Here is a 13,672-nt window from a genome sequence, read left to right as displayed (position 1 = left end):
TTTCTCCATCTCTCTGATAACCGGTGCCCGCACATGCGGGTGGCCGGATTATTATCCTTAAATCGACAGACGGTCGTTGTCCCGCCTATAGCCAGTATGCTATCAGGTACAGTACAGTAAGCATGGCGATATCCGCGACTACGGCTATCATTAGTATTGCTGTAGTCCATTCCAGTACCCTGCTGATGATGATGTTGTCCAGCGCCAGGGACAGGAGCATCAGCGGGATCAGGAGATACATCAGGTATCCGGCAATAGCGTATGCCTGTTCAGCCCAGGAGTCGTAGGTGACCGTCGCCGAGGCCATTCCGGTGACTCCTACGTAGAAGAACAGGATACAGATGGCGGCAATGGCGATCAGCATCAGCCACAGCAATCCGTTGTCAAAAAAGCTCCTGTCCATGTCCTTGCCTTCATTATCACCTACGGCATCACGGAAGATATATTTTCTCCGCTATGCAGCCGGAGCTAAACCATCTGTCCTCCGGCGCTAAGCCTTTACAGGTGATGCTTTCGGCCGGAGCAGGTTCAGAGGCATATAGACGCAGGCAAGCAGCATGATCAGCCCGATTACGAAGAAGTACATCGGGTTCATGGGCATGTTTAGCAGGAGCCATAGTGTGGGAAATACTGTGACCAGGAGCACAATATCCAGGCCTGTAAGCATCAGCGCGGTCTTAAGGTCCTGCAGCATGGCGACGATGAAGAAACAGCCGATGAATAGCCATAACGCTTGTACGTAGGTAGTCAGGTTCAGCTCCGGTACGGCGTTCACTGGCACTTCGAAGAGTATCATGACGACGGTGATGATCACCAGCAGGATACTACTGGCCAGGCTGAGGAGCAAATGAGCTGCGCTGCCTGTCAGCTTCACGGGGGCGCCGGGCTTCTTTGCTACTGTTGCCGCTTTTTGTGGGGCTGGCTTTCCCTGCTGTTTAGCCGCAGTCTGCTTCTTCGCCGGCGCAGGCGCTTTTGCTGGTGTCTGCAGTGCAGGTGCTACTGGTGTTGCTTTGCTTTCCTGATCAGGGGCTGGCAAGTCCAGGCTCACCATCGGGGCCGGCAGATCAAGTTCTCCCGGCGACATTTTTAGCATGTCAACATCGGGCAGTTCTCCCTCAAGGGCCATTTCCATTCCTCAACTCTCAATACTGAAACAATTCAGCCCCGAAGGGCTCAATTATGCTTAATATAGCCTCGTAAAGATTTAACCTTTTTGGTAAAAGCTTATTTTTTAAAAAAGAGCTTAAAAAAAGATTATTTCGCAAATGTAATTAAAAATGTGTAATGACTGGCTTAGCCATTTATATTGTAGAGCGCCCTTGCCTTAGTTAGCAGTGTTTCTGCTTCTTTATCTTTCCCCATCCCGTGGAGAATGACAGCCTTGTTCATGAGGGCATCCGAGTACCTGCCGTCCAGCTCGATGGCCTTTTCCACGTACTTCAGGGCTTCTTCATCTTTTCCCAGGCCATACAGCGCGATACCCTTGTTGTTCAGCGCTTCCTTGTCTGCGGGATTCAGTGCCAGCACCCGGTCGAAGCACTCGATCGCCTTAGCATTCTCGCCCATGCCGACGTACATCATGCCTTTATAGTTTATCGCATCCCTGTTCTTGGGGTCTATGGCGAGGATCATATCCAGCAGGCCGATCACTTCGTTATAATCGAAAGGCTTCAGCTGGCTTTCACTCTCGCAGTTCTCGAAAGACTCCATCTTCTCATTGATCTTTGCAAAAAGGGCCTTGACGCTGTCTTCGGTAGCCTCAGACTTCTTAGCGGCAGACTTTTTCAGAGGCTTTGCCGAAGTTGCGGCCTTCTCTGGCTTCTTTACTGCCTTTTTAGCCTTCGGTGTCCTGGGTACGGTCATAGCATACAATAGGTGATGCAACTCTATAAAGCTTACCGGCCGGGATAAACTATTCATACAAACAGGCTGTAATAGGCTGGCAGCAGACTGGTAAGCACCATGAAATGGGAACGGCTAGCTATACTCTTTATCATTATCATTACGCTGACCGTGTTTCTCGTGCCCGTCATTAAGATGCCACCCGTCCCGCACTCCATTACCGTGAGCGCTCCCGCGGGCGAAATCGGCGCCGGCACTACCCTCGCCTACCTCATTATCTCCGGCCTGCTGGCAGGAATCAGCCCCTTGCTTGTCATAGCCTCCCTCTTTCTCGGGGGCCTGCTGTTCATCTATGACAAGAGCCGGATTCCCCGGTACACCCGGTATTACCTGGTAGGCATTTTCGCCATGTTCTTTACTTTTCAGTATGACCTGACTGTCCCTGGCGCAATAGAGTCGAGCATCTTCAACTTCAGGATCATGATGCTGATGGCCATCGCGAGCATCCTGCTTGCTATCGTGGCACAGGAGTTTTCTCCAGGATTTGCCAGGCGGGCGGCGAAAAACGAGACCATCAAGGTAACCTTCTTCATCTTCGTCGGAGCGCTGGTCGCCCTGGCCATACTCATGTACGGCGGCGGCTCCGCGTCTCCGGTTATCGGGTTCGCTCTGCAGTCGAGCTACAGTACAATCTTCCTGCTGCTGATCTACAACATCTTTACGATCCTGCCCTCCGTCATCTTATTCGTCGTGCTCGGCAGCGTCGGGGTGAGCATCCGCACCCCGCTGGCAAACGACAAGGAAACCGTCCTCCTCATCGGCACCATCTTCCTTTTGATCTCGCTGCTGACGCTGGAAGTGGTGGCCTTGATCACAGGGCAGTAAAAGTTGCTCTGGCTGGTATTATACTTTTATTGTAGCTTTTTAGATATTCGTCATTCAGGTCCTCCCTGGCCTCCGGTTCCTCACTATCCTCCTCTCTGATCTCCTGACCTCCCTGACCTCTCCCTGAGATCGTTCTCTCTGATCTCCAGTGCCTCCGAAACCTCCCTGTTGCCCGGCTTACGCACACGCACCATGGAAAATGGGAGGATGGGGAGTGCCCGGAGGTCCGGGAGACTTTTCAAGCTGGGAGGTATGAGAGGTCTGGAGGTCTGAGAGGAGGAAGGTGAGGGGCCGGAGGATTTGAGAGGGAAAATCGGCTGTCGAGAATCGCCTTGAGAACGCCTGCATTCGCAGGCGTTCAACAGGCGAATATCCCGGCTCAGGAACTCTTCAAAAAGTTTTAGGAATTACTCGTTTATGAAAAGTGGGTTTTCAAGTAGGGGATATAAAAAATTGGACTGGCTCGGCCCCTGGAGGCCTCGGTTTTAATTCGCAAAGGCGCAGAGGCGCAGGGGCGTAAAGGTTTTCTGATTAGACTTTGCGTCGCTGCGTCGTTGCGCCGACGCGACCGAAGGGTCGAATCCTTGCATATTGCGAACTAAATACAAGGCGGCTGGGCGCCGACGATATCCACATTTTTTTATGGGACTATAAACCGGTCATACCATCGCTGATCAAACGCAACGCTTCTTCATTGAAAATTGGAGAGTGTCAGATGCCCTTTCTTCAATGGCACCGCCTCGATACCCAGCTTCGTCCTGATATCTTTGGCCAGTTCTTTAGAGAAGCCGTGCAGGGTGTAGACGATCTCGGGGCTGACTGCCTTTGTGAAATCCATCAGTTCCTGGTAGTCAGCGTGGTCGGATAGCGGGAATGCCGTGTCTGTGTAAGCCGCACGCGTGAGCCCGCGGTCCATTGCCCAGCCGGACACTGAGGCTGTTCTGGCACCTGCGACGAGGTACTTTTTCAGCAGAGGGTCGCGCTTGCCGCCTCCCGGAGCTACGATGACTGCGGGCTCGCCCGGCTCGTCCGGCAGCATTTCTGCATCCAGCCGGTATCCGAACTTCCTGAGTACTCCGTTGACCTTCAGGACCGGCCCGGTCGTGAATAGCTCTGTCCCCTCCAGGGCTGCGATGACTTCCTGCGCCTTGCCGAAGGTGTATGCGTAAAAGATCGTATGCTTGCCGCAGGCGGCGTTGTCTTCGGCCCAGTCGCGCATTGCTCCGACGGTTTCCTGCGTGGGCGGGAATACGTATTTATCCCGGCCGAAGGTCGACTCGATGATGAGGGTGTCGGCTTTTACTGGCCGGGCGCCCGGCGAAAAGTACTTTTTCCTCGTACACAGGTCGCCAGTGTACAGGACTTTCTTGTCACCGTTGATCAGGAACATGCTGCCGCCCGGCACGTGCCCGGAGTCCAGCAGGTCGACGTGCTCGCATGTAGTGCGCTCTACTTTTACGCCTGCCCTGCTTTCCACGATCGCGTGTGTGATCTCTGACGTCACTATCGCCTGGCTCAGCGAGGATGGCACGTGGTCGAAGTGGCCGTGTGACACGAGGTTGACGCAGTCCCTGACACAGCGTTTCGGGTCACAGCGGTACTCTCTGCTATTATAGACGGATACCCCGTTGTCCAGGTAGATCATCGGACCTGTCTCTGCGGGGCACGTTAAAATAGTTGCCGATGAAACCCAGTATATAGGCTTTCCTGTAAAGCGATGCTTTCCCATGCATATATAATACTAACCGGCTCTCTCCCCATGGTTCTGCCCATTTAAAAGCTATTTAAAGGCCTGTTAGGCAAAAGATATAAATACAGGGGTTTTTAAGTAACATATATCGTTAAATCCGGTATTTTTTACTGCGAGGAGGTGGATACAGATGAAAGAACTACCCGTCGCATCAGTCGACAGGATCATCCGGAACGCCGGCGCCGACAGGGTCAGCGAAGACGCAAAGGAGGCGCTTGCCGCCATACTCGAGGAGTACGGCACCAAGGTCTCTGCAGAAGCCATCAAGCTCTGCAAGCATGCGGGTCGCAAGACCGTGAAGGAAGAGGACATCCGGCTTGCTTCTCAGCGGCTTCACTAAATAAGCGGGGGAAGGCCATGGCAGGCCTGACTCTTTCCCTTTTATCCATTTTTAAATCAGAATTGCCATCTTTTAAAGCTGTGCTTCACCCGGTATTGCCCGGCCGCGCTCTTCTTCACGCTATCCGCCAGCGGGAGGCGAATGTTGGTCTCCTGGGACGTGGTGACGGCAAAGTCGTAATGATCTGACCTGTATCGTCCGGCTCCGCCATCGCACGCCATGCCAGCGAGCCGCCGGTGCTTTTCCAGCCGCTCTGCAACCACCGCCTCTGTCAGTCTCATTACCCCGGCCACCCTCTCGTCGATGATCTGCTCCAGGGTCCCGTCTATCTCGTATCCTGCAGAGTTCCTGGCCGATGCCATGGCCGCCAGCATGGTCGTCCCGGTGCCTGCAAAGGGGTCGAGCACTGTGTCGCCATAGACGGAGTACATCTGTATAAGGCGATACGGAAGCTCAAACGGATAGGCGGCAGATCTGTTTCTGCCCTTGCCGTTCAACTGCTGTGGTACTCCTTTCAGGTCCGACCAGACGTCCGAAAACCAGGCGTTGCGCTCTTCTCTAAAATAGGCGCTTTGCCGCCTGACCTTCGCGTCTTCGCCGAACTGCCGGTTACCGCCCTTACGGAAGATCAGGATGTACTCGTGCTCGAGCGTCACATACGCGTTAGGGGGCAGCATGCCGGAGCCCATGAACTTGTTAGGCTTGTTCGAGGTCTTCCGCCAGATGATCATAGGCAGCACATCATACCCTGCCTTTACGAAAAAATCGGTGATCCGCACGTGATTCGGATACAGCCTGAAAGCATCGCTCACCTTACGGGTTGCGTCGCCTATGTTAATACATACGATGCCCGATGGGGCCAGCACCCGGTCAGTCTCATGCCAGACTCTGTCCAGAGCCCGGTGCATCAGCTCGTAAGCCCGCTTTCCATCTCCTGCTTCCAGCGCTTTCCGTACTCCCGGGCTTGAGGCACTGAACTGCCGGTCCCACATCTCGATCATGGGGTACGGTGGCGAGGTGACCACGAGGTTGACTGATCCGGCTGACAGATCCTTCATATCCCGGGCGTTGCCGAAGTATATCTTATGAGTCGTAATCATGGTGCTCCGGTGCTATTGATGCCTGTGTTCAATCCCCCTGATCAGCGCAGTGATGGTATCGTTGACCGGCGTGGGTATCCCGCAAGCCCGCCCGATCTCGGCGATCTTGCTGTTCAGCACGTCGATCTCCGTGCGTTTTCCCTTCGTCACGTCCTGCAGCATCGAAGACCTGTTGCCAGCAGTGTCCCTGATGACCCTGTAGGTCTGCTCTACTGGATCAACCCCTACCCGGATGCCTGCTGCCCTGGCCACTTCTCCCGCCTCAGATACTGCTGCGGTAACCAGCGCTTTCAGCTCCGGAATCTCGAGGAGCATACCATTCTTCAGCCCGGTGATCGCGGTGATCGCGTTGATCCCCACGTTGGCGAACAGCTTCTCCCACTGTGCAGCCCTGATATCGTCGGCGATCCTCGCTTTCAGGCCAGCCTTCTCCAGCGCTATGAGCGCCATGTCCAGCCGGTCTCTAGCGCCGGGGTCGGTCGAGCCCAGCACCGTCTCCGTGTAGCCTGCCACGTGTACTCTACCGGGCTCCAGGAAGACCACACCGCTGTATGATACTCCTGCAGCTACCCTGCAGCTGCCGATTTTCGCTGCGGCCGCCTCGTCGCTGCCGAGTCCGTTGCTGATAACGACCACCAGCGTACCGGGGTTAAACGACAGGCCTTCGACTGCTGCCTCCACGTCATACGACTTGACAGCGGTAAAAACCAGATCCGCAGGCACAGGGCGGTCTGAAATGCGTGGCTTTGCCGTGGCCTGAAACACCCCGTCGACCTGCACTCCCTTCTCGAGCGCTTCCCGATACTTCGGGCGGCACACCAGCGTGACATCCTGCCCTGATGCCGCCAGCATAGCGGCGTAAAACGTGCCGAGAGCGCCAGCGCCGATGACACTGATCTTCATACCAGGTACTTAGCGCGCGACGGTATATTTGTGTTTCCCGCCTAATGCCTGGGCTCGGCAGGTTCCGGTTCAGCTAACCCGTCTTCCTCAAGCTTGAAGAGTTCCTTGAACCTGTCGTTGTTGATCCTGAGGCGGATCCTCGGACGGCCATACTGAGCTCTCACATTCTCTTCGTATATGACGCCGAGGCCCTCCAGGTAGTTCTTACGCCTGGAGAACGTTGCCTTGGAGGCAAGCCGGGTGTGCTCTCCCCACGCCACCACGTCGAAGAACAGCTCTTCGTTGTTCGCTGCTGCGAGGAGCAAGACAGCTACCATATCTATGGTATTGGGCTTCAGCATCGTGTATTTCTGATCGGATAACAGTTTGCTCAGCTTGATAAAATCCTGGATAGTATTATGGCTGAGGATTTCTGGCTCGTGTTCGGCAGGATGCATGACTAACCATATTTTGCTATTGATATATTATCTTTTGCTTATTAATCTATTAATAAGCAAGCCCATATGCGTATGCCGATCTTACTGGCATGCGCCTTTCTGCATCCAGTCCTGCGTCCGCTCTGCCAGCCGGCTCAGCACGCTTTCCCGGGCATCGACCGAGACCCTGATGCAGGGGCCTTTCGGGCCGGTGCCATACTGCACGTCTCTGACAATGGCTTCATCGTACAGCTGCGACAGCGTCGATAAGCCTTCCTCGGTATGGGGCAGCGTCAGCTCTGCTGAAACCCACTTCGGCAGGAAGAACTCCACGGTAGCCCGCAACTCCTCCAGGCCATCGCCGGTTCTGGCAGATACCGCCACCGGGTGAGGGGCCAGGTTCTTGATTGCCGCTTCCGTCCGCTCCAGCGTCGGGAGGTCGATCTTATCAATCTTGTTCAGCGCAGTGATCACCGGTATCGGGCCGATCTTGCCCCAGAGCGTGTCGTGGCAGGTGGCCAGCTTCTCGAGCACCACTTCCGGCGGCTCGCTGGCATCTACTACCAGGATGATCAGGTCTGCAAGATATATCTCTTCCAGTGTCGAGCGAAAGGCTTCCACCATGAAGTGGGGCAGGTCCTTGATAAAGCCGACCGTGTCGGTCAGCAGCACCCTGCGCCGGCCCGCCTCCATCATCCGGGTCGTCGGCACCAGCGTAGTAAACAGCTGATCCTTAGCCACGACCGTCTCGCCTACCAGCGCGTTCATAAGCGTGCTTTTACCTGCATTGGTATAGCCGGCCAGCGCTACCATGTCAAAGCCCCGCTCCTTGCGCCGCAGCCTGGTCTGGTCCTGTCTCTTTCTAATGACGGCGAGCTCTTCCTTGATCTTCGCGATCCTGCCCGTGATCTCGCTCTCGTAGATGTCCGCCTGATACTGGCCGAGGCCTTTGAAACCCGGCTGCTCGCCCCTCCGGGCCAGCGTGACCTTCATCCGTGCTCTCGGGCGCTCGTAGATCAGGTTTGCCAGCTCCACCTGCAGCCTGGCCTCCTTAGTCCGGGCGCGCTGCGCGAAAATTTCCAGAATGAGGTTAAAACGGTCGATGACCTCGACCTGAAACAGCTTAGATAAGTTATACGCCTGCACTGCGTTCAGCTTTTCGTCAAAGATCACCTTGTCGGGCCGCTCTGCGGCCAGAAGTTCCGAGACTTCCTCCGCCTTTCCTCTGCCAATACAGTAGGCCTTATCCGGCAGAGGCCGGACCTGGGTGATCTTGTCCAGCACCTCGTAGCCCGCGGATTTGGCCAGCTCTTCCAGCTCGTCCAGGTTCTGATCTCTGTGCTGGGGGTTAATCCTCTTAATCAAAATAGCACCGGGCATGGTCCACCTGAAACCGGATAGAACCGGTACTCCCGTGATTATGCTTTCCAGCTATTTGAAGGTTCCACTTTCTTTAGAATGGGGGCGAGCCGGAGCGAGGCACGTATTTTTCCCGGTACACCAGGTCTGCCAGATCTTTTCTGGGCCTCGCGTCAGGGGCCTCGTCAGGATATCCCAAAGTCATACAGACCACGATCTTATCGTCCTGCGGTATGTGGAGCACTGACTTCATGTAGTCATCGTCGAAGTACCCGATCCAGCACGAGCCGATGCCCGCTTCCCATGCGGCGAGCGATACATTCTCCATAGCGATCGCCGCATCCACCTGGTACCACTTATCCCCCGGATTACTGAAGCACGCAATAAACACGGCACAGCCGGCCACGTGTTCCATGTTGCTGCAGGCTTTGGCCGTCAGCTTTTTCTGCTCCTTATCCCTGACTACTACCATCGCCCAGGGCTGCCGGTTCGACGCAGACGGCGCCAGCCTCGCCGCCTCAAGTATCCGCCACAGCAGATCCTCGGGGATCGGCTGGTCCTTGTACTTCCTGATGCTCCTCCGGGTCTCGATCGCCTTGAAAACGTCCATGTGCTTCGCTTAATATTTTTAACTATAGATATAAAAAAGTACGTACCGGGGCTGCAGGGATTCGATGGGCCCCCGAGTCCCGGGCAATCTTGCTTTTACCGCAGTAATCTCATCCCGTTCAGGATCACTATGATCGCCGCCCCGGTGTCGGCAAACACGGCCATCCAGAGGTTGGAGAAGCCTGCCAGGGTCAGCCCGATGAAGAGCAGCTTGACCACCAGCGAGAAGGTCACGTTCTGCTTGATGACGCTCATCATCCGGCGGCCAAGCTTGACCAGGTACGACAGCTTCGAGAGGTCGTTGGACATCAGGGCGATGTCCGCGGTCTCGATGGCCGTGTCCGAGCCTGTCGCGCCCATCGCTATGCCGATGGATGCCTCTGCGAGGGCGGGGGCATCGTTGACGCCGTCGCCCACCATCGCCACGTGCCCGTACTTTTGCCTGAGCCGGGTGATCTGGCTCACTTTCGCTTCCGGTAGTAGGCCTGCATAGTACTCGTCTACGCCGGTCTGGCGGGCGATGGCCCTGGCCGCCTGCTCTCCGTCTCCGGTGAGCATGACCAGGTGGGGGACTCTGGCGTCGTGCAGCGCTTTAAGGGCAGCAGGGCTTTCCTCTCTGACTCTGTCCATGATGGCGAAGACCGCGAGGATACCCTGGGGCCCGCCCAGGATGACCGGGGTCTTACCCGCAGCCTCAAAGGCTGCGATAGCTTCCTGCACCTCGCCGCCCAGTTTCTCGAACATGCGGGCGCTGCCTATGCTATACCGGACTCCGTTCACTGTCGCCGTGATTCCCGCCCCGGGCACGGCCTCGAACGACTCTGCCTTAAGCACTCCGTTGTTCCCGTTGGCCCGCATGATGGCGGCCGCCAGCGGATGCTCAGACCTGTCCTCTATGGATGCGGCGAGGTGGATGGCCTCCTCTCTGCTGCAGCCATAGGTGACTACGTCCGTGACTTCGGGCCTGCCCTCGGTAAGAGTGCCTGTTTTGTCAAAGGCGATGGCCTTGATGCGGCTGCACTCTTCAAGGTATGTGCCGCCCTTGATGAGGACGCCGTGCCTCGAAGCGTTGCCGATTGCGGCTACAATTGAGACGGGCGTCGAGATAACCAGCGCACACGGGCAGGCGATGACCAGCAGCACCAGCGCCCTGTAGAACCAGGTATCGAACGGCATCCCGAAGAGCGGGGGGATGGTCGCGATGGCGGCTGCAACCAGGATGACTGCGGGTGTATAATATTTTGCGAACCTGTCCACGAACTCCTGCGCCGGGGCTTTGCGGCTCTGGGCTTCCTCGACCATGTGGATGATCTTCGACAGGGTGTTCTCTTCGAACAGCGTCGTCACTTCGACTTCCAGCGTGCCCCGCTCGTTCATGGTGCCCGCGTATACCGGGCTGCCCTTCCTTTTCTCCACCGGGATCGATTCCCCGGTGATGGGCGCCTGGTTGACCGAGGAGACGCCATCTACTACAGTGCCGTCCATTGCGATGCGCTCGCCGGGCCTGATGATCAGTATGTCGCCGGGCACGATCGACCGCACCGGGACTTTCCGTTCCTTTCCGTCGACGAGGACAGACGCTTCCGCGGGGGCGAGGTTGATCAGCGACTTGATCGAGTTCCTCGTCCGGTCCAGGGTGTACGATTGCAGCGCAGACCCTACCGAGAACAGGAAGATGACTGCGGCGCCTTCTTCCCACTGGTTGATCAGGATGGCCCCTGCTACGGCGAGCGTCATCAGCAGGTTCATGTCCGGCGTAAGCGATTTCAACGAGTACAGCGCGCTTCTGAAGATATAGAAGCCGCCTGTGACAATAGCGAAGGCGAAGCACAGCGTCGGCACGTACCACGGCAGTCCCAGGAAAGACGCAGCCATTCCCGCAGCCAGGCCGATGCCCGATGCTGCCGTCGAGAGGATTTTCCGGTACTTCCTCAGGAAGCTCTCCTTCGGGCTCCCGTTGCCCTGCAGCTTGTAAGTGTACCCCATCCCCGAGATGGCTTTTCCAATCTCGGCTACAGGGGTCGAGTGCTCTACCGTTAAAACAGCCGTAGAAAAGTTTAGCGCTGCCCTGGCTACTCCGGGCATCTCTGAGACATACTTTTCCAGCTTTGCCGCACAGTCTGCACAGTCCAGCCCCCGGATTTCGAAGGTGTGCACTTCGATGTGGCCCGGGGCGGCGTCCGGCGACGCCTCCCGGCCGTTCTTCTGCTCCGGCTTGTGCATCTGCTCAGCCACGCAGCAGCTGCATGTTTCGGTATAGGTTGTTAGCTTCTCCATCATATCACCCGTGGGCCACGTGCTCTACGCACAGGTCAAACAACTGCTTTACGTGACCATCGTCTATAGAATAGAACGTTGATCGGCCTTCTCTGCGCGCCTTTACGATGCGCAGCGTCCGAAGCGTGCCGAGCTGGTGGGAGATGGCCGACTGGGTCATCCCCAGTGCAGCCGCTATCTCCTGCACCTTCATCTCCCGGCGCTCCAGTACGTCCAGGATGCGCAGCCGGGTCACATCGCCCAGCGCCTTGAAAATCTCTGCAGCGGCAGATAGAGTCTCAGCCTGCGCATTTTCTCCCTTGCTTCGGGGGCCGATCAATTCATGGGAATTGTTGAACATATGAATGAATGTTCATATGTAATAATGTTATATATACTTTTCCCGAAAGGCGAAAAAAATTACTAAAATGGTAACTGCATCGCGTATGACCCGTCAGCGCCGGCACAGCACAGCGATCGCTGGCAGCTGTACCCCGGCTTAGCACTCGCCGACAGGCTTGCTGAGCTCTTCGAACCCGTAAATATGTGAATAGACGTTCTTACACTCCTCGCTACAGAAGCCGTCTATAATTTCTCCATACTCTTCGCTATATTTGCGTTCACACATCATACAACGCATAATCCAATCCCCATCCTAGTTGGTTGCAACCGTACATAAACAATTTGCTCTTTCCGCGGGGCAAATATCATATACGGTTAATTATATATCGCGTATGGCCGGCAGCGGTATACACAATGTTTATATGTTACTGGCATAATTACTCTCGATAAAGCCCGAAAGGGCAGAGAATACCGGAGAACACCTATGGTACTAGACAACCTCGGCACATCGTTGAAGGACGCGCTCAGGAAGATCGCCAACTCAGGCAAGATCGACAAAGAAGTCATCGACGAAGTGGTCAAGGACATCCAGCGGGCCATGATACAGGCCGATGTGAACGTCAAGTTGGTCATGAAACTGTCCAGCACGATCAAGAACAGGGCGCTCACCGAAGCTCCTCCTGCGGGCATGAACTCGAAGGAGCACGTGCTGCGCATAGTTTACACTGAACTGGTCAACATCGTCGGCAAGGCCACCCCGGTTGCCTTACAGTCCCAGACGATCATGATGGTAGGCCTGCAGGGTTCCGGTAAGACGACTACGTCTGCCAAGATTGCGAGGTATTTCGCCCGCAAGGGCCTGAAGCCGGCAGTCATCTGCGCGGACACCTACAGGCCCGGTGCCTACGACCAGCTGAAACAGCTTTGTGACAAGCTGGGTGTCGGGTTCTACGGTGAGGCAGGCAACAAGGATGCCGTCGCCATCGTCCGCAACGGGCTGAAAGAGATGGCAAAGTACGACGTCAAGATCGTCGACACGGCAGGCCGTCACGCTCTGGAGACCGACCTCATCCAGGAAATGAAGGACATCTACGGGCTGACCAAGTTCGACCACAAGCTGCTGGTACTCGACGCAGCCATCGGCCAGCAGGCCAGCGAACAGGCCAGAGCCTTCAACGACGCTATCGGGATTACCGGCGTAGTCATCACCAAGCTCGACGGTACCGCCAAAGGTGGCGGAGCGCTGTCGGCAGTATCTGACACTAACACTTCCATCGCCTTCATCGGTGTCGGAGAGACGCCGGACGACATGGAGCGGTTTGACCCCGACGGGTTCATCTCCCGGCTGCTAGGCATGGGCGACCTGAGAGCCCTCGTGGAACGGGCCAACGAAGTCCTGCAGAAAGACGACGTGAACGTCGAGAAGATGATGCAGGGCAAATTTACGCTCAACGACATGTACGACCAGCTCGAGGCTATCAACAAGATGGGCCCCCTCAAGCAGATCATGTCCATGCTGCCCTTAGGCGGCCTCGGCGGTAACATCACCGACGACATGTACAAGATGACCCAGGACAAGCTGAAAGGGTATAAAGTCATCATGGACTCCATGACCGCCGCAGAGCGAGACGATCCTAAACTAATAGGCAGCAGCCGCATCGCCAGAGTCGCCCACGGCTCCGGCAAGTCCCCCGAAGAAGTCCGGGAACTGCTCAAGTACCACAAGATGATGCAGAAGGCCATGAAGGGCATGAAAGGCGGCGGCCCGGGTGGCAAGATGAATATGCAAAAAATAATGAAGCAAATGGGGATGAAGTGACTTAAGCTTCAGTGCTGGCGCCCATGGCGCCATCCACCCACAATAATTAAT

15 protein-coding genes are annotated in these 13,672 nt (G+C 56.0%); 3 read left to right on the top strand and 12 right to left on the bottom strand.

Annotation, left to right across the window (positions count from 1 at the left end; translation table 11 throughout):
- Positions 1 to 85: 85 nt before the first annotated feature.
- The 3 genes from RCI_RS04240 to RCI_RS04230 form a co-directional block, all read right to left on the bottom strand.
- Positions 86 to 403: a hypothetical protein gene (locus tag RCI_RS04240; RefSeq protein WP_012035163.1), complete on the bottom strand. Its 318-nt coding sequence runs from the start codon at positions 401 to 403 to the stop codon at positions 86 to 88.
- Positions 404 to 490: 87 nt separating this feature from the next.
- Positions 491 to 1,126, bottom strand: coding sequence for a hypothetical protein (locus tag RCI_RS04235; RefSeq protein WP_048198017.1), 636 nt, complete (start codon positions 1,124 to 1,126; stop codon positions 491 to 493).
- A gap of 167 nt (positions 1,127 to 1,293) precedes the next feature.
- Positions 1,294 to 1,863, bottom strand: a complete 570-nt coding sequence (locus tag RCI_RS04230) for a tetratricopeptide repeat protein (protein ID WP_148266521.1) — start codon at positions 1,861 to 1,863, stop codon at positions 1,294 to 1,296.
- 99 nt (positions 1,864 to 1,962) lie between these two features.
- Here RCI_RS04230 and RCI_RS04225 point away from each other — a divergent pair, with 99 nt between their 5' ends.
- Positions 1,963 to 2,727 carry a hypothetical protein gene (locus RCI_RS04225; RefSeq protein ID WP_012035160.1) on the top strand — a complete coding sequence of 255 codons (765 nt, stop codon included), beginning with the start codon at positions 1,963 to 1,965 and terminating at the stop codon, positions 2,725 to 2,727.
- Between the two features lie 691 nt (positions 2,728 to 3,418).
- Here the strand turns inward: RCI_RS04225 and RCI_RS04220 are convergent.
- On the bottom strand, positions 3,419 to 4,372 hold the full coding sequence (locus tag RCI_RS04220; protein WP_012035158.1) for an MBL fold metallo-hydrolase RNA specificity domain-containing protein: 954 nt from the start codon (positions 4,370 to 4,372) through the stop codon (positions 3,419 to 3,421).
- Positions 4,373 to 4,607: 235 nt separating this feature from the next.
- Here RCI_RS04220 and RCI_RS04215 point away from each other — a divergent pair, with 235 nt between their 5' ends.
- Positions 4,608 to 4,817 (top strand): histone family protein, encoded by a 210-nt coding sequence (locus tag RCI_RS04215; protein ID WP_012035157.1) that lies wholly within the window; start codon positions 4,608 to 4,610, stop codon positions 4,815 to 4,817.
- A gap of 56 nt (positions 4,818 to 4,873) precedes the next feature.
- On the opposite strand, the gene RCI_RS04210 is transcribed toward RCI_RS04215, so the two are convergent.
- From RCI_RS04210 to RCI_RS17460, 8 genes are all read right to left on the bottom strand, one after another.
- The gene (locus RCI_RS04210) at positions 4,874 to 5,917 is read right to left on the bottom strand and encodes a DNA-methyltransferase (RefSeq protein ID WP_012035156.1); all 1,044 of its coding nucleotides are present in this window, start codon (positions 5,915 to 5,917) and stop codon (positions 4,874 to 4,876) included.
- Positions 5,918 to 5,929: 12 nt separating this feature from the next.
- The gene (locus RCI_RS04205) at positions 5,930 to 6,820 is read right to left on the bottom strand and encodes a ketopantoate reductase family protein (RefSeq protein WP_012035155.1); all 891 of its coding nucleotides are present in this window, start codon (positions 6,818 to 6,820) and stop codon (positions 5,930 to 5,932) included.
- A 41-nt stretch (positions 6,821 to 6,861) separates the two neighbouring features.
- A complete protein-coding gene (locus tag RCI_RS04200; protein ID WP_012035154.1) occupies positions 6,862 to 7,257 on the bottom strand; it encodes a transcriptional regulator TbsP domain-containing protein in 396 nt (131 codons plus the stop codon).
- Between the two features lie 81 nt (positions 7,258 to 7,338).
- Positions 7,339 to 8,601: a GTPase HflX gene (gene hflX, locus RCI_RS04195; RefSeq protein ID WP_231844936.1), complete on the bottom strand. Its 1,263-nt coding sequence runs from the start codon at positions 8,599 to 8,601 to the stop codon at positions 7,339 to 7,341.
- A gap of 88 nt (positions 8,602 to 8,689) precedes the next feature.
- Positions 8,690 to 9,205 carry a nitroreductase family protein gene (locus RCI_RS17465; RefSeq protein WP_012035152.1) on the bottom strand — a complete coding sequence of 172 codons (516 nt, stop codon included), beginning with the start codon at positions 9,203 to 9,205 and terminating at the stop codon, positions 8,690 to 8,692.
- Positions 9,206 to 9,300: 95 nt separating this feature from the next.
- Positions 9,301 to 11,484, bottom strand: a complete 2,184-nt coding sequence (locus tag RCI_RS04185; RefSeq protein ID WP_148266519.1) for a heavy metal translocating P-type ATPase — start codon at positions 11,482 to 11,484, stop codon at positions 9,301 to 9,303.
- Position 11,485: 1 nt separating this feature from the next.
- A complete protein-coding gene (locus RCI_RS04180) occupies positions 11,486 to 11,821 on the bottom strand; it encodes an ArsR/SmtB family transcription factor (RefSeq protein WP_012035150.1) in 336 nt (111 codons plus the stop codon).
- A gap of 138 nt (positions 11,822 to 11,959) precedes the next feature.
- Positions 11,960 to 12,091 carry a hypothetical protein gene (locus RCI_RS17460; RefSeq protein WP_269446491.1) on the bottom strand — a complete coding sequence of 44 codons (132 nt, stop codon included), beginning with the start codon at positions 12,089 to 12,091 and terminating at the stop codon, positions 11,960 to 11,962.
- Between the two features lie 195 nt (positions 12,092 to 12,286).
- On the opposite strand from RCI_RS17460, the gene RCI_RS04175 reads away from it, so the two are divergent.
- Positions 12,287 to 13,621 carry a signal recognition particle protein Srp54 gene (locus tag RCI_RS04175; RefSeq protein ID WP_012035149.1) on the top strand — a complete coding sequence of 445 codons (1,335 nt, stop codon included), beginning with the start codon at positions 12,287 to 12,289 and terminating at the stop codon, positions 13,619 to 13,621.
- Positions 13,622 to 13,672 lie beyond the last annotated feature (51 nt).

The organism is Methanocella arvoryzae MRE50 (assembly GCF_000063445.1).
Taxonomy (GTDB): domain Archaea; phylum Halobacteriota; class Methanocellia; order Methanocellales; family Methanocellaceae; genus Methanocella_A; species Methanocella_A arvoryzae.
The sequence above is the reverse complement of the archived record's forward strand: the minus strand, read 5'-3'. Positions and strand labels throughout refer to the sequence as shown.

Bases quoted from the DNA above. Each gene is read 5' to 3' on its own strand.
- RCI_RS04240 (WP_012035163.1), bottom strand. From the start codon at position 403: ATGGACAGGAGCTTTTTTGACAACGGATTGCTGTGGCTGATGCTGATC.
- RCI_RS04235 (WP_048198017.1), bottom strand. From the start codon at position 1,126: ATGGCCCTTGAGGGAGAACTGCCCGATGTTGACATGCTAAAAATGTCG.
- RCI_RS04230 (WP_148266521.1), bottom strand. From the start codon at position 1,863: ATGACCGTACCCAGGACACCGAAGGCTAAAAAGGCAGTAAAGAAGCCA.
- RCI_RS04225 (WP_012035160.1), top strand. From the start codon at position 1,963: ATGAAATGGGAACGGCTAGCTATACTCTTTATCATTATCATTACGCTG.
- RCI_RS04220 (WP_012035158.1), bottom strand. From the start codon at position 4,372: ATGATCTACCTGGACAACGGGGTATCCGTCTATAATAGCAGAGAGTAC.
- RCI_RS04215 (WP_012035157.1), top strand. From the start codon at position 4,608: ATGAAAGAACTACCCGTCGCATCAGTCGACAGGATCATCCGGAACGCC.
- RCI_RS04210 (WP_012035156.1), bottom strand. From the start codon at position 5,917: ATGATTACGACTCATAAGATATACTTCGGCAACGCCCGGGATATGAAG.
- RCI_RS04205 (WP_012035155.1), bottom strand. From the start codon at position 6,820: ATGAAGATCAGTGTCATCGGCGCTGGCGCTCTCGGCACGTTTTACGCC.
- RCI_RS04200 (WP_012035154.1), bottom strand. From the start codon at position 7,257: ATGCATCCTGCCGAACACGAGCCAGAAATCCTCAGCCATAATACTATC.
- RCI_RS17465 (WP_012035152.1), bottom strand. From the start codon at position 9,205: ATGGACGTTTTCAAGGCGATCGAGACCCGGAGGAGCATCAGGAAGTAC.
- RCI_RS04185 (WP_148266519.1), bottom strand. From the start codon at position 11,484: ATGATGGAGAAGCTAACAACCTATACCGAAACATGCAGCTGCTGCGTG.
- RCI_RS04180 (WP_012035150.1), bottom strand. From the start codon at position 11,821: ATGTTCAACAATTCCCATGAATTGATCGGCCCCCGAAGCAAGGGAGAA.
- RCI_RS17460 (WP_269446491.1), bottom strand. From the start codon at position 12,091: ATGATGTGTGAACGCAAATATAGCGAAGAGTATGGAGAAATTATAGAC.
- RCI_RS04175 (WP_012035149.1), top strand. From the start codon at position 12,287: ATGGTACTAGACAACCTCGGCACATCGTTGAAGGACGCGCTCAGGAAG.